Origin of the sequence: Streptomyces sp. NBC_01788 (assembly GCF_035917575.1) — a bacterium.
GTDB lineage: Bacteria > Actinomycetota > Actinomycetes > Streptomycetales > Streptomycetaceae > Streptomyces.
The window spans coordinates 3222737-3247461 of the sequence record NZ_CP109090.1; the positions used below are offsets into that span (position 1 = coordinate 3222737).

Annotated in this window: 16 protein-coding genes and 3 rRNA genes; 7 read left to right on the plus strand and 12 right to left on the minus strand. The window is 69.0% G+C overall.

The features are described from left to right. The first annotated feature begins 91 nt into the window (after positions 1–91). Positions 92–1294: a winged helix-turn-helix domain-containing protein gene (locus OIE49_RS14695; protein ID WP_326802713.1), complete on the plus strand. Its 1203-nt coding sequence runs from the start codon at positions 92–94 to the stop codon at positions 1292–1294. 24 nt (positions 1295–1318) lie between these two features. On the opposite strand, the gene OIE49_RS14700 is transcribed toward OIE49_RS14695, so the two are convergent. From OIE49_RS14700 to mtnA, 7 genes are all read right to left on the minus strand, one after another. After that, positions 1319–2065 (minus strand): response regulator transcription factor, encoded by a 747-nt coding sequence (locus OIE49_RS14700; protein ID WP_326802714.1) that lies wholly within the window; start codon positions 2063–2065, stop codon positions 1319–1321. A gap of 214 nt (positions 2066–2279) precedes the next feature. Next, a complete protein-coding gene (gene hpf, locus OIE49_RS14705; protein ID WP_326802715.1) occupies positions 2280–2966 on the minus strand; it encodes a ribosome hibernation-promoting factor, HPF/YfiA family in 687 nt (228 codons plus the stop codon). Between the two features lie 316 nt (positions 2967–3282). Beyond that, positions 3283–4140 (minus strand): ComF family protein, encoded by an 858-nt coding sequence (locus OIE49_RS14710; RefSeq protein WP_326802716.1) that lies wholly within the window; start codon positions 4138–4140, stop codon positions 3283–3285. A 113-nt stretch (positions 4141–4253) separates the two neighbouring features. After that, positions 4254–6098 carry an LpqB family beta-propeller domain-containing protein gene (locus OIE49_RS14715; protein WP_326802717.1) on the minus strand — a complete coding sequence of 615 codons (1845 nt, stop codon included), beginning with the start codon at positions 6096–6098 and terminating at the stop codon, positions 4254–4256. Beyond that, positions 6088–8160, minus strand: a complete 2073-nt coding sequence (gene mtrB / locus OIE49_RS14720; protein WP_326802718.1) for an MtrAB system histidine kinase MtrB — start codon at positions 8158–8160, stop codon at positions 6088–6090. Before mtrB ends, OIE49_RS14715 begins: the two co-directional genes overlap by 11 nt. Position 8161: 1 nt before the next feature. Then, the gene (mtrA, locus tag OIE49_RS14725; protein WP_009188938.1) at positions 8162–8851 is read right to left on the minus strand and encodes a two-component system response regulator MtrA; all 690 of its coding nucleotides are present in this window, start codon (positions 8849–8851) and stop codon (positions 8162–8164) included. A gap of 121 nt (positions 8852–8972) precedes the next feature. Next, complete coding sequence (mtnA, locus tag OIE49_RS14730) at positions 8973–10115, minus strand: S-methyl-5-thioribose-1-phosphate isomerase (protein WP_326802719.1); 1143 nt, start codon at positions 10113–10115, stop codon at positions 8973–8975. 140 nt (positions 10116–10255) lie between these two features. Between mtnA and OIE49_RS14735 the strand changes: the two genes are divergently transcribed. The 5 genes from OIE49_RS14735 to OIE49_RS14755 are packed head-to-tail and all read left to right on the plus strand — an operon-like array spanning position 10256 to position 15920. Then, on the plus strand, positions 10256–11656 hold the full coding sequence (locus tag OIE49_RS14735; RefSeq protein WP_326802720.1) for a hypothetical protein: 1401 nt from the start codon (positions 10256–10258) through the stop codon (positions 11654–11656). A 4-nt stretch (positions 11657–11660) separates the two neighbouring features. Next, positions 11661–12428 carry a DUF4129 domain-containing protein gene (locus tag OIE49_RS14740; protein WP_401743344.1) on the plus strand — a complete coding sequence of 256 codons (768 nt, stop codon included), beginning with the start codon at positions 11661–11663 and terminating at the stop codon, positions 12426–12428. Then, positions 12425–13621 carry a DUF4350 domain-containing protein gene (locus OIE49_RS14745; protein WP_326802722.1) on the plus strand — a complete coding sequence of 399 codons (1197 nt, stop codon included), beginning with the start codon at positions 12425–12427 and terminating at the stop codon, positions 13619–13621. Before OIE49_RS14740 ends, OIE49_RS14745 begins: the two co-directional genes overlap by 4 nt. Continuing rightward, on the plus strand, positions 13621–14610 hold the full coding sequence (locus OIE49_RS14750) for an AAA family ATPase (RefSeq protein ID WP_326806234.1): 990 nt from the start codon (positions 13621–13623) through the stop codon (positions 14608–14610). Before OIE49_RS14745 ends, OIE49_RS14750 begins: the two co-directional genes overlap by 1 nt. Beyond that, the gene (locus OIE49_RS14755) at positions 14610–15920 is read left to right on the plus strand and encodes a DUF58 domain-containing protein (protein ID WP_326802723.1); all 1311 of its coding nucleotides are present in this window, start codon (positions 14610–14612) and stop codon (positions 15918–15920) included. The genes OIE49_RS14750 and OIE49_RS14755 overlap by 1 nt, the downstream gene beginning before the upstream one ends. Positions 15921–16034: 114 nt before the next feature. Here OIE49_RS14755 and rrf read toward each other — a convergent pair. From rrf to OIE49_RS14775, 4 genes are all read right to left on the minus strand, one after another. Then, positions 16035–16151 (minus strand): 5S ribosomal RNA (gene rrf / locus OIE49_RS14760). 88 nt (positions 16152–16239) lie between these two features. Then, a 23S ribosomal RNA gene (locus OIE49_RS14765) occupies positions 16240–19361 on the minus strand. A 306-nt stretch (positions 19362–19667) separates the two neighbouring features. Beyond that, positions 19668–21193 (minus strand): 16S ribosomal RNA (locus OIE49_RS14770). The 16S, 23S and 5S rRNA genes sit together here, the layout of an rRNA operon. Positions 21194–21765: 572 nt before the next feature. Continuing rightward, positions 21766–22773, minus strand: coding sequence for a stage II sporulation protein M (locus OIE49_RS14775; protein WP_326802724.1), 1008 nt, complete (start codon positions 22771–22773; stop codon positions 21766–21768). Positions 22774–22904: 131 nt separating this feature from the next. Between OIE49_RS14775 and OIE49_RS14780 the strand changes: the two genes are divergently transcribed. Further along, positions 22905–23954: an RDD family protein gene (locus OIE49_RS14780; protein ID WP_326802725.1), complete on the plus strand. Its 1050-nt coding sequence runs from the start codon at positions 22905–22907 to the stop codon at positions 23952–23954. Between the two features lie 26 nt (positions 23955–23980). Here OIE49_RS14780 and OIE49_RS14785 read toward each other — a convergent pair whose 3' ends face one another. Continuing rightward, complete coding sequence (locus OIE49_RS14785; RefSeq protein WP_100570974.1) at positions 23981–24598, minus strand: hypothetical protein; 618 nt, start codon at positions 24596–24598, stop codon at positions 23981–23983. Between the last annotated feature and the right edge of the window lie 127 nt (positions 24599–24725).

Consider the following 24725-nt stretch of genomic DNA (forward strand, 5'->3'; position numbering starts at 1 on the left):
GCCGACGGTGCCGCTTTCGTGTGCACCGGCGGCCGGCGGCGAAAGCGCAGCTCAGCCCGCGTTGTCGGTGCCGCCCTCTATCGTGCGGGCCATGACCTCGCTCCCGCGTCCCAGCACCGACCTCTCGGCGGACGAAGCCCGCCGCCTAGCCCTGCGCGCCCAGGGTTTCCTCGGCGTGCCCGACCGGCGGTCCGGCGTGCGCGGCGTCCTGCGGCACCTCGGCGCGGTCCAGCTCGACACCATCTCGGTGCTCGCCCGCTCCCACGAGCTCGTGCCCTACGCCCGCCTGGGCGCGGTCGGCCGCAGGACCGTCGAGCGGGCCTACTGGACGGCCGCGTCCACGGGCGCGCCGTCGGAGCGTCCGCACGCCTTCGAGTACTGGTCGCACGCCGCCTGCATCCTGCCCATCGAGGAGTGGCCCCACTTCGCCTTCCGCCGCCGCGCCTACCGCAACCGCCCGCACTGGAACCACGAACTGCCCGACGGCGCCTACGAGCAGGTCGTCAAGCAGTTGCACGCCGAGGGCCCGTTGACGGCGACGGAGCTGGGCGGGGCCAAGAGGACCAGCGAGTGGTGGGACTGGTCGGGCGCCAAGGTCGCCGTCGAGCGCGCCCTGATGTACGGCGAGGTGGTCTGCGTGGAGCGCCGGGGCTGGAAGCGGGTGTACGACCTCGCCGAGCGCGCCGTCCCCGGGGAGCTGCTGCACGACGAGCTGGACGACACCGAGTGCCTGCGCCGGCTGGTCCGGCTGGCCGGCCAGTCCCTGGGCGTGGGCACCCGCGCGGACATCGCGGACTACCACCGCCTCAAGACCGAGCAGGTCGACGAGGTGATCGGGGACTCCGGGCTGGTCCCGGTCACGGTCGAGGGCTGGTCCAAGCCGGCCTGGGCGGACCCGGAGGCGCTGGCGACGCCCCCACGCGGCCGCCACCGCACCACGCTGCTGTCCCCGTTCGACTCGCTGGTCTGGGAGCGGGCGCGCACCGAGCGGATCTTCGGCTTCACCCACCGCCTGGAGGCCTACGTCCCCAAGCAGAAGCGGGTCCACGGCTACTTCGCGATGCCCGTGCTCGCCGGCGGCCGTCTCGTCGGCCGTGTGGACCCCGCCCGGGAGGGCCGCACCCTCGTGGCCAAGCAGGTCACCCTGGACGGCGTCCGGTCCGTGCCCGCGGTCGCCCAGGCGCTCGTCGAGGCGGCGAGCTGGGTGGACTGCACGGACGTGCGCGTGGAGCGGGTGGAAGCGCCCGAGCTGCGCGAGCCCCTCGTGCTGGAGCTGGCCCGCGCCGTCGGCTGACCGTCCGGGCAGCGCCGCCGGGCGCTACCGGATCTCCAGGATCTTCTCCCGCATCGCGTAGACCACGGCCTCCATCCTGGAGTGCAGCTGGAGCTTCTCCAGGATGTTGCGGACGTGGTTCTTCACCGTGTTCTCGGAGATGAACAACTCCTTGGCGATGTCCCTGTTGTTCATCCCTGTGGCGACGAGCTTGAGCACCTCCAGCTCACGGTCCGTCAGCCGGGGAGCGGGGACGAGACGGCGCTCGTCGGTCCGCTGGATCATCGACTTGAACTCGGTGAGCAACTTCGACGCCATGGAGGGGCTGATCTGCGACTGTCCGTCGGCCACGGCGCGAATCGCGGTGGACACCTCGTCCGTGGAGATCTCCTTGAGGAGGTAGCCGGTGGCGCCGGCCTTGATCGCCTCGTAGAGGTCGGCCTCCTCGTCGCTGATCGTCAGCATGATGATCTTGGCGCTGGGCGCGACCTCCTTGATGGACGTGCACGCCTCGATCCCGCCGCGCTTGGGCATGCGGACGTCCATCAGGATGATGTCGGGCAGCAGGTCGGCGGCCTTGTCGACGGCTTCGGCGCCGTCGCCCGCCTCTCCGACCACCTGGATGTCCTCCTCAGCGGCGAGCACGATCTCCAGGCCTCGGCGGAAGAGGGCATGGTCGTCCACGACAAGGACTCTGATCGGCTCCTTGCGCGCAGTCCCCGCTTCCGGTCCCACGCCGACGGCGCCGCCGTCGGCGTCCCCGGCCCGCATCGGTCCGAAGCTGTCCGCCATCGTTGTTCCTCCCCCTGAGGCTGTGGCCCGGTCTGTGGTGCTGTGGCCAACCCAAGGCAACGGCCCATCGGTTGGGCCGTTGCCGCCATGATTCCATGTCCGGCCGGCACTGCGGTGACCAAGCGCCGTGTGAAGGGGGCGCACACCGATGCCCCTGGGGGCGCACACCGCGCTCCAGGGGCACCGTCACAGCTGTTGTTGCCGGCCGGGTGGCTCAACCGCCCAGCGTGCCGCCCGCCTCGGGCGCCTGAGTGACCATCGTGTCCGTCCTGAGGTGGATCACTCCGTAGTCATAAGCATGCCGCCGGTAGACGACGCTGGGTTCCTTGGTCTCGGAGTCGACGAAGAGATAGAAGTCGTGCCCGACCAGTTCCATCTCGTAGAGGGCCTGGTCGAGGGTCATCGGGGCAGCGACGTGGGTCTTCTCGCGCACGACGAGGGGTCCGTCCCCCTGCACCTCCAGCGAGCCGACCTTCTTGGTGGGCACCTGGCCCGCGTCCGCTTCCGTGGCGGTCTGACCGCTGCCGTTCAGCGTGGCCGCACCGGGGACGTGGTCGGGGACCTCGGCGGCCGAGATCCGGCGTGCGCCACGCCGCGAGAAACGCTTGTCGTGCTGCTTGCGCAGCCGGGCCCCGAGCTTCTCCGCCGCCAGGTCGAGCGCGGCGTACGGATCGCTGGCCGCCGCCTCCGCCCGGATCACCGGACCGCGGGAGCGGAGGGTGATCTCCACCCGGTCGCAGCGGTCGGCCTGTCGGGGGTTGGGCTCCTTGGACACCTCGACGTCGAGGCTGATCACCTTGCCATCGAGCTTCTGGATCTTCTCCAGGTTCAGCTTCTCGGCCACGTGCTTGCGGAACCGCTCGGGCACCTCGGTCTTGCGGCCCTTGACGACGATGTCCACGCAGAACTCCGTTCCCGGATCGCTCCGCTCCGACGGCGGAGCATCTCCCTTGTGCACCCGGTTCCGGTGAGCTCCGGAACCTCGGACTCGGTGACGTCCACCTCCTCCTCCCCCGCGGGCGAGATCTCCACCCGACCGGTACGGGTGATGGCGAAAAACCCGCAGCACGGCATTCGGATATGGCGGGGATGGCCTGCGCCTTTCCCTCACATCCCGAACATATCTCGCCCGGACGGATGACGTCACCCTCTACTGCCGCGTACCTCCGTTCAGGTGAATTGACCCGCTCATTACCTGCAACGATGCAAGTTCTCAGTCAGTTCCGTTCTATTCCGAAGGAATCCGGAGAGGCCGCGACGACCGCCGCGCAGATCACCACACCGGCTCCCCGCTCTCCCGCCATTTCCGGTGGGCAGTACATCGGGTTCCCCTCCTTCTGCCGTGATCCCGGCTTCCGTTTCCTCATCCCTTCCCGGACCCGCGCCGTGTACACGGCCGTCGTCACCGCCCGCGCCGCCTCCGTCAGCGAGGCACCCGTCGTCATGACGTCGTCGACCAGCACCACCGGACCGCTCAGCAGCAGCCGCGCACCGCCCACGGCCGCCTCCAGCGCGCCGGCGAGGTTCTCCAGCCGCTGCCGGGAGGACAGCCCCGACTGGTCCGCCACGGCACGCCGCTGCCGCAGCACCGGCAGGGCCCGGGCCGGCGTCCCGGACCGGCGCAGCTCACCGGCCGCCGCGAGCGCGATGCGCCGCGCGGGATCGTGCCCCCGGGCCCGCACCGCCCGCCGCGCGGACGGCACGGGGACGAGCAGCACGGCCGCCCCGGCACCCGCTCCCGTTCTCCCCGCCATTCCATCCGCCGCCGATCCCACCCCGGCCGCGCGCAGCCCGGCCCCTACCGCACCCGCCAGCGCCGCGCCCAGCGGGCGGGCGAGAGCCAGTGCGCCCCGCTCCTTGTGGGCGAGCAGGGCCGCCCGCGCCGCGTCCGCGTACCGCGCCGCCGCGTACACCGCCGGAAGCCCGTACGGCTCCGGCCCCGGGCGCACCCGGCGTGGTGCGCCGTGGCTCAGGGCGGCACGGCACCGAGGGCAGAGCACCGTACGGGGCCTGCCGCAGCCTCCGCAGTCGGTCGGCAGCATCAGGTCGGTGAGGTCCTGCCACCACCCGTGCATGCCTCCACTGTGCCGACGGCGCACCGTCCCGGCCAGCCCTGTGGACAACTGCCTGTGGACAACTCCGCCCACCGCCAACAGGGCTTCACCCACACGGGGGACCTAGTGCTGCGTCAGCCCGGATAGACCGGCGCCATCCCGTCCTTGGTCACCTTCTGCCACTGTGCCCCGGACGGCAGCCGGACGATCCCGTCCTCCGAGGAGGACGCCACCAGCGGCAGTCGGTCGTCCTCGGCCGCGGCGATCGACTGCACCCCCGTGAGCGCGGCCGGCGGCGGGCCCTCCGGCGTGGAGCCGTCGACCTGGACGTACCGCATCGTCTGCACGCCCCCCTGCTCCCGCCCGGCCACCACGAGCCGGCTGTCCCCGGCCCACGACATGGCGGTGACGTCCTCCAGCTCGGGAGCCGCCGAACGCAGTCCGAGCACCGACACGACCGGCCGCTCCCCGGCCTTCTCGTCGCGTTCGATCCGCCCGATGAGCAGGGACTTGCTGTTGTTGTCCGCCTTGACCACCAGGGCGATCCGCACCCCGTCGGCGGCCACCCGCACCGCGTCGACGCGCCCCTTCAGACCCGGGACCTTCACCTCGAGGGGCTCGCCGCCGCCCTGCTCCAGGACCCACAGCCGCGGCCGGGCGGGATCGCGGTCGGCCACCCACAGGTCGCCGCGCGCGTCCCAGCTGGGTGCCGTCAGCCGGTCGTCCTCGGCCTTGCCCTGGCTCTGGCTCTGCAGCACCGGCGCGTCGAGGGCGCTACCCGCCACGAGCGAGCTCACGAACAGCGACCTGCCGTCGGAGCCGACCCCCGCCGCGGTGCGCTCGTCCCACGACACCGCCGCCGACTGGAGCTTCTGGACGCCCTCGCCCAGCGCCCCCGGCACGGGTTCGGCACCCGAGGCCGTACCCGTGTCGGCGATCCGCACCAGCCGCTGCTTGTCGTCGACGAAGTACAGGTAGTCGGGCCGCTTCACCGACCCGCGCGTGGCGACGGTCTCGGCCCGGCCCGACTCGAACGAGCACAGGGTGCTGCCGTCGGCGCCCTGGAGCGTGACGGCGTCCACGGTGGGTGTCAGGTTCTGCAGCGTGAACAGCAGTTGGGTCGCCATCTCCCGGCACTTCTCGCGCCCGACCCCGGAGGCCTTCTCGTTCAGCGGCACCGTCAGCCGGTTCTGGTCGTCGGGCACGAGCGAGGTGACGCCGCGGCGCAGCGCCGTCCCGGCCGGGAAGCTCGAACTGACCGACGGTTCGAGCCACTTCGTGGGCCCGCTCAGCAGGGAGCGCACCACCTGCGTCATCGCGTCCACGCGCCGCCGTACGAAGACGGGATCGGCGACGGCGGTCGCCGACGGCGCCGCGTCCGCCCAGGTGTTCGAGGCGAAGTAGTACTTGTTGACGGACATGTAGTTGCGCTGGAAGTCCGACTGGCCCATGACGACGCCCTGCGGCAGCACGTCGATGCGCCACTGCCCGCTCTTCTTGTCCCGCGTCAGATGAACCGGCTGGCTGTAGTGGCCGCCCATCGGCGTGTACGACTGCTCCCCGTCCACCCGGGCCACCTTGCTGCCGGTCAGGGTGAACGCGTAGTTGTCGGTGCTGTCGCGTTCCGTGACGCGATCGACCTGGATGTCCGGGCCACCCGCGAGCACGGTCGTGGACCGCTCCGGCCGCCAGTCCCCCGAAGCGTCCCCCGTCAGATACTGACGCGCCGTCGCATACTGCGGATCGTCGCTGGTCAGCGCCTCCAGAAAGCCCTGCACGATCTCCGCGGGCGAAGCGTCCTCCCGGGGCGGCATGGCGAACACCTGCAACTGGCTGTCCTGGCGCGGGGTGGACTCCACGTCGCGCAGATCCCCGCGGTCCGGCATCGAGGCGCACCCCGCCAGCAGCACGATCCCACAAGCGGCGTACACCACCGCGCGCACCGGCCGCCGCACGCCCCCCACGCGGTCAGCGCCCACGAAATGCCTCCCCTTGCTGTGTCACGTCCAGCGGCTCGGCCTTCTCAGCCACCGCGAGGTCCGCCGACCCGTCATCCGCCGCCTCCACGGCGGACGCCGCCTCCCGCCGTCGCTCACCCGAGGCCGGCCGGGGCACCACGCGCGCGCCGTTGCCGGGCAGCGCCGTCGGATCGGCCGTCGGGGCCACCGCCGGCCGGGACGCGATCGGGTCCCGCGGCGACGCCGTCCGCTCACCCGTCGCCTGCGCCGGCACGGTGGCACGCTTCCCGCTCGGCAGACCGGCGTCGTCGAGCCCGCGGTTGCGGCGCGAGTCCTTCGGTTCCAGCGGGACGGGCGAGCCCCGCAGCGGCTCGTCCGCGGTCCTGGGCAGCGTCAGCCGGAACTGCGAGCCGCCGCCCGGCTCACCCCACGCCTGAAGCCAGCCGCCGTGCAGCCGGGCGTCCTCCAAGGCGATCGACAGCCCCAGACCGGTACCGCCCGTAGTGCGGGCGCGCGCCGGATCCGCCCGCCAGAAGCGGCTGAACACCCGGGTCGCCTCGCCCGGCTTGAGCCCGACGCCGTAGTCGCGCACCGCGACCGCGACCGCTCCGCCCGCCGCGCCGAGCTTGACGACGACGTCCCTGCCCTCGCCGTGCTCCACCGCGTTGACGACCAGGTTGCGCAGGATGCGCTCCACCCGCCGGGCGTCGGCCTCCGCCACGACGGGCTGCTGGTCGCCGACGACCCGTATCCGCGTGCCCTTGCGCTCGGCGAGCGGCTCCGCGCCTCCGACGACCCGGTGCACGACCTCCCTGAGGTCGATCGGCTCGGCCTCCAGCGCCGCCGCGCCCGCGTCGAAGCGGCTGATCTCCAGCAGGTCCGCGAGCAGCGACTCGAACCGGTCGAGCTGGTCGGCGAGCAGTTCCGCCGAGCGGGCGGTGACCGGGTCGAAGTCCACGCGCGCCTCGTGGATGACGTCGGCGGCCATCCGCACGGTCGTCAGCGGCGTGCGCAGTTCGTGCGAGACGTCGGAGACGAACCGGCGCTGCATACGCGACAGTTCCTCCAGCTGCTGGATCTTCAGCTGGAGGTTCTGCGCCATCTTGTTGAAGGCCTCGCCGAGACGCGCGATGTCGTCCTCACCGGTGACCTTCATGCGCTCCTGAAGCCGCCCGGCCGACAGCCGCTCGGCGATCCCGGCCGCCATCCGCACCGGCGTGACGACCTGCCGCACCACCAGCCAGGCGATGGCTCCGAGGAGTACGACGACAAAGAGTCCGGCCGTCGCCAGCGTGCCCTTGACCAGGCTCAGCGACTTCTCCTCCTGGGTGAGCGGGAAGAGGTAGTACAGCTGGTACGGATCGCCGTTGGGGTCGTTGACCTGCTTGCCGATGACCAGCGCGGGCTGGGATCCCTTGTCGCCGCCCTGGTAGACGATGCGGGCGTAGCTCTGCGCGGCCACCATGCTGCTGTTGATGCGGGCGCGCAGCTCCTCCGGAACACTCGCCGTCCAATCCACACCGCCGGAGGCGCGCGGTCCGCGCCCGCCCCCGCTGTCGTCGCCGGCGGGCAGCGTGACCACGTCGAAGGCGCCCTGACCGCCGCTGGACAGCGACGACACCAGATCGCTCATCCACTGGATGACGTTCTGCGAGGAGTGGCCGTCCGCGGCGGAGGCGTCGTCGCCGGTGCCGGTCGCCGCCTCGTCGGCCCGCTGCTTGGCCACCGCGAAACCGCCGGCGGCCTGGCTCTGCGAGGCCTTCACCTTGGCGTCGAGCAGTCCGTTGCGCACCTGCCCGATGACGACGAAACCGAGCAGCAGGACCACGCCCATCGACATCAGCAGAGTGGTGGCGACAACCCTGAGCTGGATGTTGCGCCGCCACACCCGCATCACGGGCAGCAGCGGCCGGCGCACCCAGCGCAGGAAGAGACGCAGGACGGGACTGCCCTGGACGCCGCCGTGCAGCAGCCCGCCCTCCAGGAGGCGTCCCCAGCGGGAACCGGCGGTCGTCCGGCCGACAGGCCGCCCCGCGCGGGTCCCGGTACTCCCGGGCGCCGAAGCGGCGCTGTCCTCCGGCACGTCAGCTCGGTCCGGCCTTGTAACCGACACCGCGGACGGTCACCACGATCTCCGGCTTCTCCGGGTCCTTCTCGACCTTGGAGCGCAGCCGCTGGACGTGGACGTTCACCAGGCGGGTGTCGGCCGCGTGCCGGTAGCCCCAGACCTGCTCCAGGAGCACCTCTCGGGTGAACACCTGCCACGGCTTGCGGGCCAGCGCGACCAGCAGGTCGAACTCCAGCGGCGTCAGCGCGATCGACTGCCCGTCCCGCTTCACGGAGTGCCCCGCGACGTCGATGACAAGGTCGCCGATGGCGAGCTGCTCCGGCGCGGGCTCCTCCGACCTGCGCAGCCGCGCCCGGATACGGGCCACGAGCTCCTTCGGCTTGAACGGCTTCACGATGTAGTCGTCGGCGCCCGACTCCAGGCCCACGACGACGTCCACCGTGTCGCTCTTGGCCGTCAGCATCACGATCGGCACCCCGGACTCCGCCCTGATCAGGCGGCACACCTCGATGCCGTCACGGCCTGGCAGCATCAGGTCGAGCAGGACCAGATCAGGCTTGGCCTCACGGAAGGCGGCCAGCGCCTTGTCCCCGTCGGCCACGAAAGACGGCTCGAAACCTTCACCACGCAGCACGATCCCGAGCATCTCGGCCAGTGCGGTGTCGTCGTCGACGACAAGGACTCGTCCCTTCATAAACGACATCATCCCATTCTCGTAACGGTGGCGAAGATCCAGGTGAGAGAGCTCACTGGCCTGTGACGATAGTCGTACGGAGCCGTCACTGTCTGCCTCCGGTCCGAGAACCCCGAGAACAGGGTGCCGGTGCTCAGTCGGTGGAGGTCCCCCGCGACCTGGCGCACAGTTCGGCCAGGCCCTTGGCGGTCACCGGCGAGACGGCGCCCTCCTCGGTCACGATCGCCGTCACCAGCTCAGGCGGGGTCACGTCGAACGCCGGGTTGTAGGCCTGGGTGCCCAGCGGCGCGACCGGGAGACCGCCGCCGGCTCCCGTCACCGGCACCTGGGGCGCGATGAACTCGGTCACCTCGTATCCCGGTCGCTGCTCGACCTCGATCGCCCCGCCGTCCGGAGTCGCCGGGTCCACCGTCGTCACCGGGGCCACCACGATGAACGGCACGTGGTGGTAGCGCGCGAGCACCGCGAGCGGATAGCTGCCCACCTTGTTCGCCACCGAGCCGTCGGCGGCGATACGGTCCGCTCCGATCAGCACCGCGTCCACCTCACCGGCCGCGAACAGCGAGCCCGCCGCGTTGTCGGTGAGCAGCGTGTACGCCATGTCGTTGCGGGCCGCCTCGTACGCCGTCAGCCGGGCGCCCTGGAGCAACGGCCGGGTCTCGTCCACCCACAGCCGCCGCAGCCGTCCCGCGCGATGAGCCGCGAGTGCCACCGCGAACGCCGTGCCCTCCCCACCCGAGATCAGCGACCCGGTGTTGCAGTGGGTGAGGACGCGGTGCCCGCCGCCGGGCAGCAGCTCGTCCAGCAGCGCCAGCCCGTGCTCGGCCATCCGGGCACTGGCCCGGGCGTCCTCCTGGTGCAGCTGCCGCGCCGCGGCGAGCGCCGCCGAGGCGGCCTGCCGGGAGTCCCCGGTCCTGGCGAGCGCCGCCTGATGGGCGGACCGCGCCCGGCGCACACCGACGGAGAGGTTCACGGCCGTGGGCCGGGCGGCCGCCAGCGCGGTCGCGGCCTCGTCCACGTCGAAGCCGCGCGCGGCGGCGAGCGCGACGCCGTACGCCCCGGCGATGCCGAGCACCGGCGCTCCGCGCACGGCCAGCGACCGGATCGCCTCCACCAGCGCGGGCGCGTCCGTACACACCAGCTCGACCTCCTCTGCGGGAAGCCTGGTCTGGTCGAGAAGGACCAGCACCGGCCCCTCGGGGGGCTCTTCCCAGCGGATCGCCGAGGTTCCGACCGCCTGGTCGTCCTCGCGGGTCTGCGCGTACTGATCAGCCATGTCGTCAGTCTGCCCCGTATCCGGCAGACAATTGAAGGTACGCAGCCGCCACCACCGCCGGTCGCCCGAAGTCCACCCCATGGCACGATGGCAGCCGACCTGCCGCCGCGACGGCGGACGGGCACCGTGAAGGAGCGACGATGACTGACACTCCGGGCTGGGCCTCGCCCGGATCCGCCCCGTCCGACGGGCAGGAGAGCGGTACCTCCGGACCTGCCGACGCCGCCGCCCGCCCCGACCCCGCCCCGCCCGCGGACTCGTCGGGCGAGCAGCCGCAGAGCCCCGGCGTGAAGTGGTCCAAGGAGCAGCCGGCGCCGGGCCAGTGGTCCGCGCCCACGGGAGCCCCGGCCCCCGGCCAGGCACCACCGCCCCCCGCCGGCGCCGGCTGGGGCGGACAGCCCCCGACCGGCCACGGCCCCGGCGGACAGGGCCCCGGCGGTTACGGCCCGGGAGGCTACGGCACCCCCGGTTACGGAGGCCCCGGAAGCTACGGCGCTCCCGGTTACGGACCCGGTGGCTACGGCGCCTGGGGTGCCGGCTGGGGCGGCCCGCCCCCCGCAGCCAAGCCCGGCGTGATCCCGCTGCGCCCGCTGGGCGTGGGCGAGATCCTCGACGGCACGGTGTCCACCATGCGCACCCACTGGCGCACCGTCCTGGGCATCACTCTGGCCGTCGCGGTCTTCTCCCAGATCATCGTCATTCTGGTGCAACGCCTGGTCGTCGACAGCACCACGAGCAGCCAGGTCCTCAGCGACCCGAACGCCACCGCCGAAGAAGTCGGCCGCGTCATGGGCGACACCATGCTCGGTTCCGGCGCCGTCTCCATCGTCTCCCTGGTCTCCACCGTCATCGCCACCGCGCTGCTCACGACGGTCACCAGCCGTGCGGTCCTCGGCAAGCCGGTCACCACCGCGGAGGCCTGGCGGGACGCCCGTCCCCAGATGCTCAAGCTGTTCGGGCTGGTCTTCCTGCTGATGGTCATCTGCCTCGGCGTCATCGCCCTCGGCACGCTGCCCGGCATCCTCGTCGCCACCACGGGTTCGCCCGTGGGCGGCATAGTACTGGCCGTCGCAGGCGGCCTGGCCGCGTGCGTGCCCGCACTGTGGCTGGCAGTCCGCTTCTCGCTCGCCTCTCCCGCCCTGATGCTGGAGAAGCAGGGCGTCGGCAAGTCGATGAGCCGCTCCGCCAAGCTGATCCGCGGCTCGTGGTGGCGCGTCTTCGGCATTCAACTCCTGGCGGGACTCATCGCGGGCATCGTCGCCGCGATCATCGCCATTCCCTTCCTCGCTCTCACGGTGGCCTTCGGCGGGGGCGGCATGACCAGCTATCTCAACGGCCCCCCGCACATCGGCTGGGCCTACCTGATCATCACCGGGATCGGGGCCGTGATCGGCTCCACCCTCACCTTCCCGATCACGGCCGGCGTCACCGTGCTGCTCTACATCGATCTGCGCATCCGCCGCGAGGCCCTCGACCTGGACCTGGCCCGGGCCGCCGACGTGCAGGGCCACGGCGCCGACGCACCAGCCTCCGGGAGCTGATGCCGTGAGCCTGGCGGGGGGAGTTCTCACAGCACTGCCGGCGTTCCCACGCGCCGTGACCGGAGCCCTGCGGACCGCACTGCACGCCCACGCCGCGGTCCTGGCACAGTCGCGCTCCGGAGCCGAACCACCGGTGACCGTCCCACGCGACCCGGCGCGGGAGGCGGCCGGGCGCGAACTGTCCAAGCCGATGTACCACGAGCACGACCCGGGCCTGCTGGAACGCGCTCTGAACGCCTTCTGGGACTGGCTCGGCAAGCTGTTCGGCTCCGCCTTGGTCGCCACCCCGGGCGGGGGTGTCGGACTGGTCATCGTCATCGTGGCCGTCCTCGCCGTGCTCGGGGCACTGTGGTGGCGCCTGGGCACCCCGCGCCGCGGACCCACGTCCTCCACCACCCTGTTCGACGACCGCCCCCGCAGCGCCGCCGAACACCGCGCCGCCGCCGAGGCGCACGCCGCCCAGGGCCACTGGAACCAGGCCGTCCAGGAACGCATGCGCGCCATCGTCCGCTCCCTGGAGGAACGAGCCCTGCTCGACATACGCCCCGGCCGCACCGCCGACGAGGCCGCCGCCGAGGCCGGCCGCGCCCTCCCCGCGCACGCCGAACGGCTGCGCGCCGCCGCCCGGGACTTCGACGACGTCACATACGGCGGCCGCAGCGGGACCGAAGCGGCGTACCAGCGCATCGCCGAACTCGACCGCGACCTGGAACGCACCAGGCCCCGGCTCGCTGTCGGCACGGCCGCCGGCTCCCAGGGGGCCGGCGGATGACCACCGAGGCCGCGCTCCCGTCCACCTCGGTCTCGCCCACCGGCCGCCAGGTGTGGACCCGCACGCGCGGGATCCTGCTCGCCCTCGTCCTCCTCCTCGCCGCCGGCGTCGCGATCGCCGCGGTCCAGTCGGGCGCCCAGCACGGCCGCCTGGACCCCCGCTCCGCCGACCCCTACGGCAGCCGCGCCGTCGCCGCGCTCCTCGCCGACCGCGGCGTCTCCACACGCGTGGTCACCACCCTCGACGAGGCACGCGCGGCCGCCGGCCCCGACACCACCGTGCTGGTCGCCCTTCCCGACCTGCTGACGGACGGTCAGCAGTCCCGGCTCCGCCAGGCAACCGACGCCTCCGGCGGGCGCACTGTCCTCGTCGCCCCCGACTTTCCCTCCGTCAGTGGCCTGGCCCCCGGCGTCACCGCCGCTCACACGCCCAGCTTCGACACCACGCTCTCCCCGCGCTGCCCCCTGCCCGCAGCCCGCCGCGCAGGCGACGCGGACACCGGCGGCGGCCTCCGCTACACGACCACCGTCAAGAACGCCGAGGCCTGCTACCCGAGCGGCGGTCTGCCCACCCTGCTGCGCATCCCGCAGACCACCAAGGGCGGCGACACCGTCGTCCTCGGCGCCCCCGACATCCTCTACAACAACCGCCTCGCCAAGCAGGGCAACGCCTCGCTCGCCCTGCAACTCCTCGGCTCCCGCCCCCATCTGGTCTGGTACCTCCCCTCGCTCTCCGACGCCTCCGCCCCCGACACCGGCGAGCGCGGCTTCTTCGAGCTGCTCCCCTCGGGCTGGCTCTGGGGCACCCTGCAACTCTTCCTCGCCGCGGCCCTCGCCGCCCTGTGGCGGGCACGCCGGCTCGGCCCCCTCGTGCCCGAAAGACTCCCTGTGGCGATCCGCGCCTCCGAAACCGTCGAAGGCCGCGCCCGCCTCTACCGCAAGGCGAACGCCCGCGACCGCGCCGCCACCGCTCTTCGCTCCACCACACGCACCCGCCTGGCCCCCCTCGTCGGCATCCCCGCGTCCCAGGCGCACACGCCCGAGGCACTTCTCCCCGCCCTGTCCGACCACCTCCACGGCGAGGGACAGTCCCTGCACGACCTGCTCTTCGGCCCGCCGCCCGGCGACGACGCGGCCCTCGTCACCCTCGCCGACCGACTCGACGCCCTCGAAAGAGAGGTACGCCGTCCATGATGGACCCGACCACTGACAACGCCGGGCGCACCGGGGACACGGACCACGCCCGGTCCTCCCTGGAGGCCCTGCGCGCCGAGATCGCCAAGGCCGTGGTCGGCCAGGATCCCGCCGTGACCGGCCTCGTCGTCGCCCTGCTCTGCCGCGGACACGTCCTCCTCGAAGGAGTCCCCGGAGTGGCGAAGACCCTGCTCGTCCGCACGCTCGCCGCCGCGCTGGACATCGACACCAAGCGCGTCCAGTTCACCCCTGACCTGATGCCGAGCGACGTGACCGGCTCACTGGTCTACGACGCCCGCACCGCCGAGTTCTCCTTCCAGCCCGGCCCGGCCTTCACCAACCTCCTCCTCGCCGACGAGATCAACCGGACCCCGCCCAAGACCCAGTCGTCACTGCTGGAGGCCATGGAGGAACGCCAGGTCACCGTCGACGGCACCCCCCGCCCGCTCCCCGACCCCTTCCTGGTCGTCGCGACCCAGAACCCGGTCGAGTACGAGGGCACCTACCCGCTGCCCGAGGCCCAACTGGACCGCTTCCTGCTCAAGCTGACGATCCCGCTGCCCTCCCGCCAGGACGAGATCGACGTCCTCACCCGCCACGCCGACGGCTTCAACCCGCGCGACCTGCGCGCCGCCGGAGTGCGCCCGGTGGCCGGCCCCGCCGACCTCGACGCGGCCCGCGCCGCTGTCGCCCGGACCACGGTCTCCCCGGAGATCACGGCCTACGTCGTCGACATCTGCCGGGCCACCCGGGAATCCCCGTCCCTGGCCCTCGGCGTCTCCCCGCGCGGAGCGACGGCACTGCTGTCGACGGCCCGTGCCTGGGCCTGGCTGACCGGCCGCGACTACGTCATCCCCGACGACGTGAAGGCACTCGCTCTGTCCACCCTGCGCCACCGCGTACAGCTGCGCCCGGAGGCCGAGATGGAAGGCGTGACCGCCGATTCGGTGATCAACGCGATCCTCGCCCACGTCCCGGTCCCTCGCTGATGGCTCTCACCGGACGCGCCGCGCTGCTCGCGGCCCTCGGCTCCCTCCCGGTCGGCATCTGGGACCCGGGCTGGTCGGGCATCCTCGCCGTGAACGCCCCCTTGGCCGTGGCCTGCGCCTGCGACTACGCCCTGGCGGCGCCGGTGCGGAACCTCGTCCTGACGCGCTCCGGGGACGCCTCCGTGCGCCTGGGCGAGAGCGCCGACGTCACTCTCACGGTCACGAACCCCTCGCGCCGTCCGCTGCGTGCCCGGCTCCGTGACGCCTGGCCCCCCAGCAGCTGGCAGCAGGGCACCGAGACGGCGGCCTCCAGGCACCGGCTGACCGTGCCACCGGGCGAACGCCGCCGCGTCACCACCCGCCTGCGCCCCACCCGCCGCGGCGACCGCCAGGCGGACCGCGTGACCATCCGGTCCTACGGTCCGCTCGGGCTCTTCGCCCGCCAGGGCACCCACGAGGTTCCCTGGACGGTACGGGTGCTGCCCCCGTTCACCAGCCGGAAGCACCTGCCGTCGAAGCTCGCGCGGCTGCGGGAACTCGACGGCCGCACCAGTGTGCTCATGCGCGGAGAGGGAACGGAGTTCGACAGCCTGCGCGAGTACGTCCCCGGCGACGACACCCGCTCCATCGACTGGCGCGCCACGGCCCGCCAGTCCGCGGTCGCCGTCCGTACCTGGCGCCCTGAGCGCGACCGGCACATCCTGCTCGTCCTGGACACCGGCCGCACCTCGGCGGGCCGCGTGGGCGACGCACCACGCCTGGACGCCTCCATGGACGCCGCCCTGCTCCTCGCGGCCCTCGCCTCCCGCGCCGGCGACCGCGTCGACCTGCTGGCCTACGACCGCCGGGTCCGTGCCCTGGTCCAGGGCCGCTCCGCGGGAGATGTCCTGCCGTCACTGGTCGACGCCATGGCGACACTGGAACCCGAACTCGTCGAGACGGACGCCCGCGGCCTTACGGCCACTGCCCTGCGTACGGCTCCGCGCCGTTCGCTGATCGTGCTCCTGACGAGCCTGGACGCGGCCCCTGTCGAGGAGGGCCTGCTGCCCGTGCTCCCTCAACTCACCAAGCGCCATACGGTCCTGGTGGCCTCGGTGGCGGATCCGCTGGTGGCACGAATGGCCGGGGTCCGTGGAAACGTGGACGCGGTCTACGAAGCCGCCGCCGCGGCCCAGGCGCAGACAGAACGCCACCACACCGCGGAGCAACTCCGCCGCCACGGTGTCACCGTCGTCGACGCCACGCCGGACGACCTGGCGCCGACGCTGGCAGACGCGTATCTGGCGTTGAAGACGGCGGGGAAGCTTTAGAGAACGAAGGCCGGGACGGGGCACGGGGAGCGTGAGTCTCTCCCCAAGCGCCGGTCGGCCGGCCGTAAACGCAGAAAACCCCCGTGCCATGGCACGGGGGTTTTCTCACAATTTGTTCGGCGGCGTCCTACTCTCCCACAGGGTCCCCCCTGCAGTACCATCGGCGCTGTGAGGCTTAGCTTCCGGGTTCGGAATGTAACCGGGCGTTTCCCTCACGCTATGACCACCGAAACACTATGAAACTATCAACCGGAGCCGTAACACATGGCTACGACGGTTGTTCGTGGTTTCAGAACCAACACAGTGGACGCGAGCAACTGAGGACAAGCCCTCGGCCTATTAGTACCGGTCACCTCCACACGTTACCGTGCTTCCAGATCCGGCCTATCAACCCAGTCGTCTACTGGGAGCCTTACCCCATCAAGTGGGTGGGAGTCCTCATCTCGAAGCAGGCTTCCCGCTTAGATGCTTTCAGCGGTTATCCCTCCCGAACGTAGCCAACCAGCCATGCCCTTGGCAGGACAACTGGCACACCAGAGGTTCGTCCGTCCCGGTCCTCTCGTACTAGGGACAGCCCTTCTCAAGACTCCTACGCGCACAGCGGATAGGGACCGAACTGTCTCACGACGTTCTAAACCCAGCTCGCGTACCGCTTTAATGGGCGAACAGCCCAACCCTTGGGACCGACTCCAGCCCCAGGATGCGACGAGCCGACATCGAGGTGCCAAACCATCCCGTCGATATGGACTCTTGGGGAAGATCAGCCTGTTATCCCCGGGGTACCTTTTATCCGTTGAGCGACGGCGCTTCCACAAGCCACCGCCGGATCACTAGTCCCGACTTTCGTCCCTGCTCGACCCGTCGGTCTCACAGTCAAGCTCCCTTGTGCACTTACACTCAACACCTGATTGCCAACCAGGCTGAGGGAACCTTTGGGCGCCTCCGTTACTCTTTAGGAGGCAACCGCCCCAGTTAAACTACCCATCAGACACTGTCCCTGATCCGGATCACGGACCCAGGTTAGACATCCAGCACGACCAGACTGGTATTTCAACGACGACTCCACAACCACTGGCGTGGCCGCTTCAAAGTCTCCCAGCTATCCTACACAAGCCGAACCGAACACCAATATCAAACTGTAGTAAAGGTCCCGGGGTCTTTCCGTCCTGCTGCGCGAAACGAGCATCTTTACTCGTAGTGCAATTTCACCGGGCCTATGGTTGAGACAGTCGAGAAGTCGTTACGCCATTCGTGCAGGTCGGAACTTACCCGACAAGGAATTTCGCTACCTTAGGATGGTTATAGTTACCACCGCCGTTTACTGGCGCTTAAGTTCTCAGCTTCGCCCCACCGAAATGGAGCTAACCGGTCCCCTTAACGTTCCAGCACCGGGCAGGCGTCAGTCCGTATACATCGCCTTACGGCTTCGCACGGACCTGTGTTTTTAGTAAACAGTCGCTTCTCGCTGGTCTCTGCGGCCACCCCCAGCTCACCGTGTAAAACGGATCACCAGACGTGGCCCCCCTTCTCCCGAAGTTACGGGGGCATTTTGCCGAGTTCCTTAACCATAGTTCACCCGAACGCCTCGGTATTCTCTACCTGACCACCTGAGTCGGTTTAGGGTACGGGCCGCCATGAAACTCGCTAGAGGCTTTTCTCGACAGCATAGGATCATCCACTTCACCACAATCGGCTCGGCATCAGGTCTCACCCTGCGTGAGTGGCGGATTTACCTACCACTCGGGCTACACCCTTACCCCGGGACAACCACCGCCCGGGATGGACTACCTTCCTGCGTCACCCCATCACTCACCTACTAACCGCTTGGTTCGGCGGCTCCACCACTCCCCCTCACTCCGAAGAGATCAGAGGCGGCTTCACGGCCTTAGCATCACGATGCTCGATGTTTGACGCTTCACAGCGGGTACCGGAATATCAACCGGTTATCCATCGACTACGCCTGTCGGCCTCGCCTTAGGTCCCGACTTACCCTGGGCAGATCAGCTTGACCCAGGAACCCTTAGTCAATCGGCGCACACGTTTCTCACGTGTGTATCGCTACTCATGCCTGCATTCTCACTCGTCAACCGTCCACAACTACCTTCCGGTGCTGCTTCACCCGGCAGACGACGCTCCCCTACCCATCACGATCCCCGTTGGGGGTACATATCGCAATGACACGACTTCGGCGGTACGCTTGAGCCCCGCTACATTGTCGGCGCGGAATCACTAGACCAGTGAGCTATTACGCACTCTTTCAAGGGTGGCTGCTTCTAAGCCAACCTCCTGGTTGTCTGTGCGACTCCACATCCTTTCCCACTTAGCGTACGCTTAGGGGCCTTAGTCGATGCTCTGGGCTGTTTCCCTCTCGACCATGGAGCTTATCCCCCACAGTCTCACTGCCGCGCTCTCACTTACCGGCATTCGGAGTTTGGCTAAGGTCAGTAACCCGGTAGGGCCCATCGCCTATCCAGTGCTCTACCTCCGGCAAGAAACACACGACGCTGCACCTAAATGCATTTCGGGGAGAACCAGCTATCACGGAGTTTGATTGGCCTTTCACCCCTAACCACAGGTCATCCCCCAGGTTTTCAACCCTGGTGGGTTCGGTCCTCCACGAAGTCTTACCTCCGCTTCAACCTGCCCATGGCTAGATCACTCCGCTTCGGGTCTTGAGCGTGCTACTCCATCGCCCTATTCGGACTCGCTTTCGCTACGGCTACCCCACTCGGGTTAACCTCGCAACACACCGCAAACTCGCAGGCTCATTCTTCAAAAGGCACGCAGTCACGAGATGCAGCAAGCTGCATCCGACGCTCCCACGGCTTGTAGGCACACGGTTTCAGGTACTATTTCACTCCCCTCCCGGGGTACTTTTCACCATTCCCTCACGGTACTATCCGCTATCGGTCACCAGGGAATATTTAGGCTTAGCGGGTGGTCCCGCCAGATTCACACGGGATTTCTCGGGCCCCGTGCTACTTGGGTGTCTCTCAAACGAGCCGCTGACGTTTCGACTACGGGGGTCTTACCCTCTACGCCGGACCTTTCGCATGTCCTTCGTCTACATCAACGGTTTCTGACTCGTCCCACGGCCGGCAGACCGTGGAAGAGAGATCCCACAACCCCCACGACGCAACCCCTGCCGGGTCTCACACGTCGTAGGTTTAGCCTCATCCAGTTTCGCTCGCCACTACTCCCGGAATCACGGTTGTTTTCTCTTCCTGCGGGTACTGAGATGTTTCACTTCCCCGCGTTCCCTCCACTTGCCCTATGTGTTCAGACAAGGGTGACAGCCCATGACGACTGCCGGGTTTCCCCATTCGGAAACCCCCGGATCAAAGCCTGGTTGACGACTCCCCGGGGACTATCGTGGCCTCCCACGTCCTTCATCGGTTCCTGGTGCCAAGGCATCCACCGTGCGCCCTTAAAAACTTGGCCACAGATGCTCGCGTCCACTGTGCAGTTCTCAAACAACGACCAACCACCCGTCACAACCCGCCGAAGCAGATTTTTACCGGGGCCGGCAACCGAAGACCCGACCAGACGGCCGTGCCCTCAGACACCCAACAGCGTGCCCGACACCCTCGCCGCTGAGATCCACGTTCCACGCCGAAGCAGTACTAGTGGTCCCAACCGGACCGAGTGTGCCGAATAATCAACGTTCCACCCATGAGCAACCAGCATCAGACATTCGCCGATGTACTGGCCTCTGACCGAGCGAACCCGGTAAGAAGTGCTCCTTAGAAAGGAGGTGATCCAGCCGCACCTTCCGGTACGGCTACCTTGTTACGACTTCGTCCCAATCGCCAGTCCCACCTTCGACAGCTCCCTCCCACAAGGGGTTGGGCCACCGGCTTCGGGTGTTACCGACTTTCGTGACGTGACGGGCGGTGTGTACAAGGCCCGGGAACGTATTCACCGCAGCAATGCTGATCTGCGATTACTAGCAACTCCGACTTCATGGGGTCGAGTTGCAGACCCCAATCCGAACTGAGACCGGCTTTTTGAGATTCGCTCCACCTCACGGTATCGCAGCTCATTGTACCGGCCATTGTAGCACGTGTGCAGCCCAAGACATAAGGGGCATGATGACTTGACGTCGTCCCCACCTTCCTCCGAGTTGACCCCGGCGGTCTCCTGTGAGTCCCCATCACCCCGAAGGGCATGCTGGCAACACAGAACAAGGGTTGCGCTCGTTGCGGGACTTAACCCAACATCTCACGACACGAGCTGACGACAGCCATGCACCACCTGTACACCGACCACAAGGGGGGCACTATCTCTAATGCTTTCCGGTGTATGTCAAGCCTTGGTAAGGTTCTTCGCGTTGCGTCGAATTAAGCCACATGCTCCGCTGCTTGTGCGGGCCCCCGTCAATTCCTTTGAGTTTTAGCCTTGCGGCCGTACTCCCCAGGCGGGGAACTTAATGCGTTAGCTGCGGCACCGACGACGTGGAATGTCGCCAACACCTAGTTCCCACCGTTTACGGCGTGGACTACCAGGGTATCTAATCCTGTTCGCTCCCCACGCTTTCGCTCCTCAGCGTCAGTAATGGCCCAGAGATCCGCCTTCGCCACCGGTGTTCCTCCTGATATCTGCGCATTTCACCGCTACACCAGGAATTCCGATCTCCCCTACCACACTCTAGCTAGCCCGTATCGAATGCAGACCCGGGGTTAAGCCCCGGGCTTTCACACCCGACGTGACAAGCCGCCTACGAGCTCTTTACGCCCAATAATTCCGGACAACGCTTGCGCCCTACGTATTACCGCGGCTGCTGGCACGTAGTTAGCCGGCGCTTCTTCTGCAGGTACCGTCACTTTCGCTTCTTCCCTGCTGAAAGAGGTTTACAACCCGAAGGCCGTCATCCCTCACGCGGCGTCGCTGCATCAGGCTTTCGCCCATTGTGCAATATTCCCCACTGCTGCCTCCCGTAGGAGTCTGGGCCGTGTCTCAGTCCCAGTGTGGCCGGTCGCCCTCTCAGGCCGGCTACCCGTCGTCGCCTTGGTGAGCCATTACCTCACCAACAAGCTGATAGGCCGCGGGCTCATCCTTCACCGCCGGAGCTTTCAACCCCCGCAGATGCCTGCAGGAGTGATATCCGGTATTAGACCCCGTTTCCAGGGCTTGTCCCAGAGTGAAGGGCAGATTGCCCACGTGTTACTCACCCGTTCGCCACTAATCCCCACCGAAGTGGTTCATCGTTCGACTTGCATGTGTTAAGCACGCCGCCAGCGTTCGTCCTGAGCCAGGATCAAACTCTCCGTGAATGCTTGCTCGGCCAGTAAATTAATACTGCCGGCGACACATCACGAGAGCGGAACCAGAGGGGAGGAATAGTCCCCTCGGTTCACAGCGTCCTCGCTGTGTTTTTTCAAAGGAACCTCGTCCCAGCAGATGCTGGAGACGGGGTATCAACATATCTGGCGTTGATTTTTGGCACGCTGTTGAGTTCTCAAGGAACGGACGCTTCCTTTGTACTCACCCTCTCGGGCTTTCCTCCGGGCTTCCCTTCGGTGTTTCCGACTCTATCAGATCTTTTTCCGATCCGATTTCCTCGGTGCTTTCCAGGTTTCCGCTCTCGCGTTTCCCTTTCCGGCGGTTCCGACTTTATCAGAACTTTTGAGCCGGTCTGGCCGGCCTTCGTTTCCGATTTATCGGGAGAGGCTTCTCCATGTTCGATCTTGTCGACATGTACAGAAGCAGATAGACGCTCACTGTCACCCTCGTGGACTCTGTCCATCTCTGGGCAACTGTTTGAATCTACCTCCTCACCGGACCCGTGTCAACGGCTCTGGTGCGGCGAAGAGGAGAGTAGCAGCTCGGCGGGCTCAAACGCACATCAGGCGGCGGTCGGCACGGTCGCGCTTCGCTCGATCGGCTCCACGTCCCCTGTGCCGCCGGCCCGTGCCGCTCGACCGCCGAGGACGTAGACGTAGGCCAGGAAGGCCAGCTCGGCGAGGATCCCGATGCCTATGCGGGCCCAGGTGGGCAGTCCCGACGGCGTGACGAAGCCTTCGATGGCGCCGGAGACGAAGAGAACGAGGGCCAGGCCGATCGCCATGCCCAGCGCGGCCCGGCCCTCTTCGGCGAGAGCGGCGCGGCGGGAGCGGGGACCGGGGTCGATGACCGTCCAGCCCAGGCGCAGCCCCGTACCGGCAGCGACGAAGACCGCGGTCAGTTCGAGCAGACCATGAGGGAGGACGAGGCCGAGGAAGGTGTCGAGGCGGCCGGCCGAGGACATCAGGCCGATGCCCACACCGAGGTTGAGCATGTTCTGGAAGAGGATCCACAGGACCGGCAGCCCCAGGAAGACGCCCAGGACCAGGCACATCGCGGCGGCCTGCGCGTTGTTCGTCCAGACCTGGGCGGCGAAGGCGGCCGCGGGGTGGCTGGAGTAGTAGGTCTCGTACTCGCCGCCGGGACGGGTGAGCTGCCGCAGTTCGTCGGGTGCCGCGATCGCGGCCTGCACCTCGGGGTGTGTCCCTATCCACCACCCCAGGAGTGCCGCGACGACGGTGGACACGAGTGCGGTGGGAACCCACCAGTGGCGAGCCCGGTAGACCGCCGCGGGGAACCCCTCCAGCAGGAAGCGGGTGACGTCCCGCCACGAGGCACGGCGGGTCCCCGTCACAGCGCTGCGCGCGCCCGCCACGAGCTGGCTGAGCCGGCCCGTCAGCTGCGGGTCGGGTGCGCTGGACTGGATCAGGGAGAGGTGGGTGGCGGTGCGCTGGTAGAGGGCGACGAGTTCGTCGGCCTCCATGCCGGTGAGCCTGCGCCTGCGGCGGAGCAGGGTGTCGAGGCGGTCCCATTCCGCTCGGTGGGCGGAGACGAAGACGTCCAGGTCCATCGTGCCTGCCTGCTCCTCGGCTGGTTGTTCGACAACTCGTCGGCTGTGTCAGCTTGTCCTACTGCGGCGCGGTCGCCCTCAGCTTGGCAGACTGGCCGTTCTCGGGGCAGGCCAGGGGAAGGACGACGGGCATGAGTGAGCTGGTGACGGGTGAGGCCGTGGCGCTGGAGGTGCGCCCGGCCAGGCTGCCCAGCAGGGCACTGGCGGTGCTGCTCGACCTGGTCGTGACGGTGATGGTCTACGTGGTCGTGTCCTTTGGCCTCCTCGCCGCTACGGCTTCCCTGGACGAGGCGGCGCAGATCGCGGTGTCGATCGGGACGTTCCTGCTCGTGCTGGTCGGGGGTCCGATAGCCGTGGAGACGCTCAGCCACGGGCGGTCCCTCGGAAAGATGGCCTGCGGGCTGCGGGTGGTCCGGGACGACGGCGGGCCGATCCGCTTCCGGCACGCGCTGGTGCGTGGCGCGATCGGTGTGGTCGAGATTCTGATGACGTTCGGGGCCGTCGCCTGCATCTCCTCGTTGGTGTCGGCGCGAGGGCGTCGGCTGGGTGACGTGTTCGCGGGCACCCTGGTCGTGCGGGAGCGGGTGCCGGCCGGGCAGGCGACCGCCGTGCCTCCGCCGCCGCCCTGGCTGGCGGGGCGTTTCTCGGAGCTCGATCTGTCGGCGGTGCCCGACGGGCTCTGGCTGGCGATCCGGCAGTACCTGACACGGATGCAGCACCTGGATCCGCGGGTCGGCTGGAACATGGCCGAACGGCTCGCCGCCGATCTCGTCGCCCTTACCGGGACTCCGGCACCGCGCGAGATCCCGCCGGCCATGTATCTGGCGGCGGTGCTGCAGGAGCGGCAGGCGCGTGAGGCCCGGCGCACGTTCGGCGGCGGCTACGGGGCCGGTGCGTTCGCGGCAGAGGGCGGGGTCCCGGTCGCCGGGTTCGGTGCGGCGCCCGGTGGTCCCGGCTTCCCGCCGCCGCAACCGCCGGTGTACGGCGCGCCGCAGTCGCAGGCGTACGGCGTCGGCGAGCACCCGGGTGCTCCCGTGTCCGCCGCCGCGGCCTCACCCGCCGCGCCTCAGGACACCCCCTCCTGGGGCGCCCCGGCCATGGATCTCCCGTCGCAGGACGCTGCCTTCGAGGACACGTCGCGGACCGAGCGTCCCGGTACCGGGTTCGTGCCGCCGGCCTGACGCGTCGGCCGCTCCGCCCCGCAGGCTCAGGAGTCGAAGACCGACGGGGGCGACTGGAGGTCTTCGAGCTCGATGCCGGGGGCTGCCAGAACCACGTCCCCGGCGATGTGCACGGTGTGCTGCTCGCCCGTGTCCAGGGCTGTGACCTGGTATTCGTCCACGGTCAGGGGCCCGTTGTCAGTGGCGTGTGCTTCTCTTTCCAGCAGAGCCCAGGACTGGTCCACGGTGCGGGGGGCGAGGACCGGATCCGTGAAGGCGACGAGGCGGACGCGGGTCGCGGAGGCAGAGGGGGTGAGGCGCAGGAGACGGGCGGTGGCGACGAGGAACGCGGGGGACGTGCCGGTGAAGGCGTGAGCGCGCGCAGTGCCTTCGATGGCATGGATGCCGGTGGGGTCGGTGCGGACCCAGGTGACGCCGTCGAGGGCGGCACCGCGCACCTGCCAGCTTCCCGCGTGGAGTTCGAGGCGAAGGGGACGGCCGAGATCGTCCAGGGCCAGGTCGACGGAGCCGTGATGAGTGCCCGAGGGGGTGGTCACCTGGGACACGTAGCGCCAGCCGGAGGGGCCGGGCGCGCACTGGAAGTGCTCTTCTGCGAGGGGGGTGTGATCGTGCGGATCGTGGAGCGAATAACGGCCGCGGGGCATGGGGGTCCTGGGGTGTGACGGGGTGGTCCGGCCGCCTCGGTGCTTCGGGCGGGCGGGCGGCGTGACGGCCGCCGGTCCGGTCGAAACGGCCGGTCCGGCCAAAGGGGCAGGCCCCCGACACGGGGGT

Bases quoted from the DNA above. Each gene is read 5' to 3' on its own strand.
- OIE49_RS14695 (WP_326802713.1), top strand. From the start codon at position 92: ATGACCTCGCTCCCGCGTCCCAGCACCGACCTCTCGGCGGACGAAGCC.
- OIE49_RS14700 (WP_326802714.1), bottom strand. From the start codon at position 2,065: ATGGCGGACAGCTTCGGACCGATGCGGGCCGGGGACGCCGACGGCGGC.
- OIE49_RS14710 (WP_326802716.1), bottom strand. From the start codon at position 4,140: ATGCACGGGTGGTGGCAGGACCTCACCGACCTGATGCTGCCGACCGAC.
- mtrA (WP_009188938.1), bottom strand. From the start codon at position 8,851: ATGATGTCGTTTATGAAGGGACGAGTCCTTGTCGTCGACGACGACACC.
- mtnA (WP_326802719.1), bottom strand. From the start codon at position 10,115: ATGGCTGATCAGTACGCGCAGACCCGCGAGGACGACCAGGCGGTCGGA.
- OIE49_RS14735 (WP_326802720.1), top strand. From the start codon at position 10,256: ATGACTGACACTCCGGGCTGGGCCTCGCCCGGATCCGCCCCGTCCGAC.
- OIE49_RS14745 (WP_326802722.1), top strand. From the start codon at position 12,425: ATGACCACCGAGGCCGCGCTCCCGTCCACCTCGGTCTCGCCCACCGGC.
- OIE49_RS14750 (WP_326806234.1), top strand. From the start codon at position 13,621: ATGGACCCGACCACTGACAACGCCGGGCGCACCGGGGACACGGACCAC.
- OIE49_RS14755 (WP_326802723.1), top strand. From the start codon at position 14,610: ATGGCTCTCACCGGACGCGCCGCGCTGCTCGCGGCCCTCGGCTCCCTC.
- OIE49_RS14775 (WP_326802724.1), bottom strand. From the start codon at position 22,773: ATGGACCTGGACGTCTTCGTCTCCGCCCACCGAGCGGAATGGGACCGC.
- OIE49_RS14780 (WP_326802725.1), top strand. From the start codon at position 22,905: ATGAGTGAGCTGGTGACGGGTGAGGCCGTGGCGCTGGAGGTGCGCCCG.
- OIE49_RS14785 (WP_100570974.1), bottom strand. From the start codon at position 24,598: ATGCCCCGCGGCCGTTATTCGCTCCACGATCCGCACGATCACACCCCC.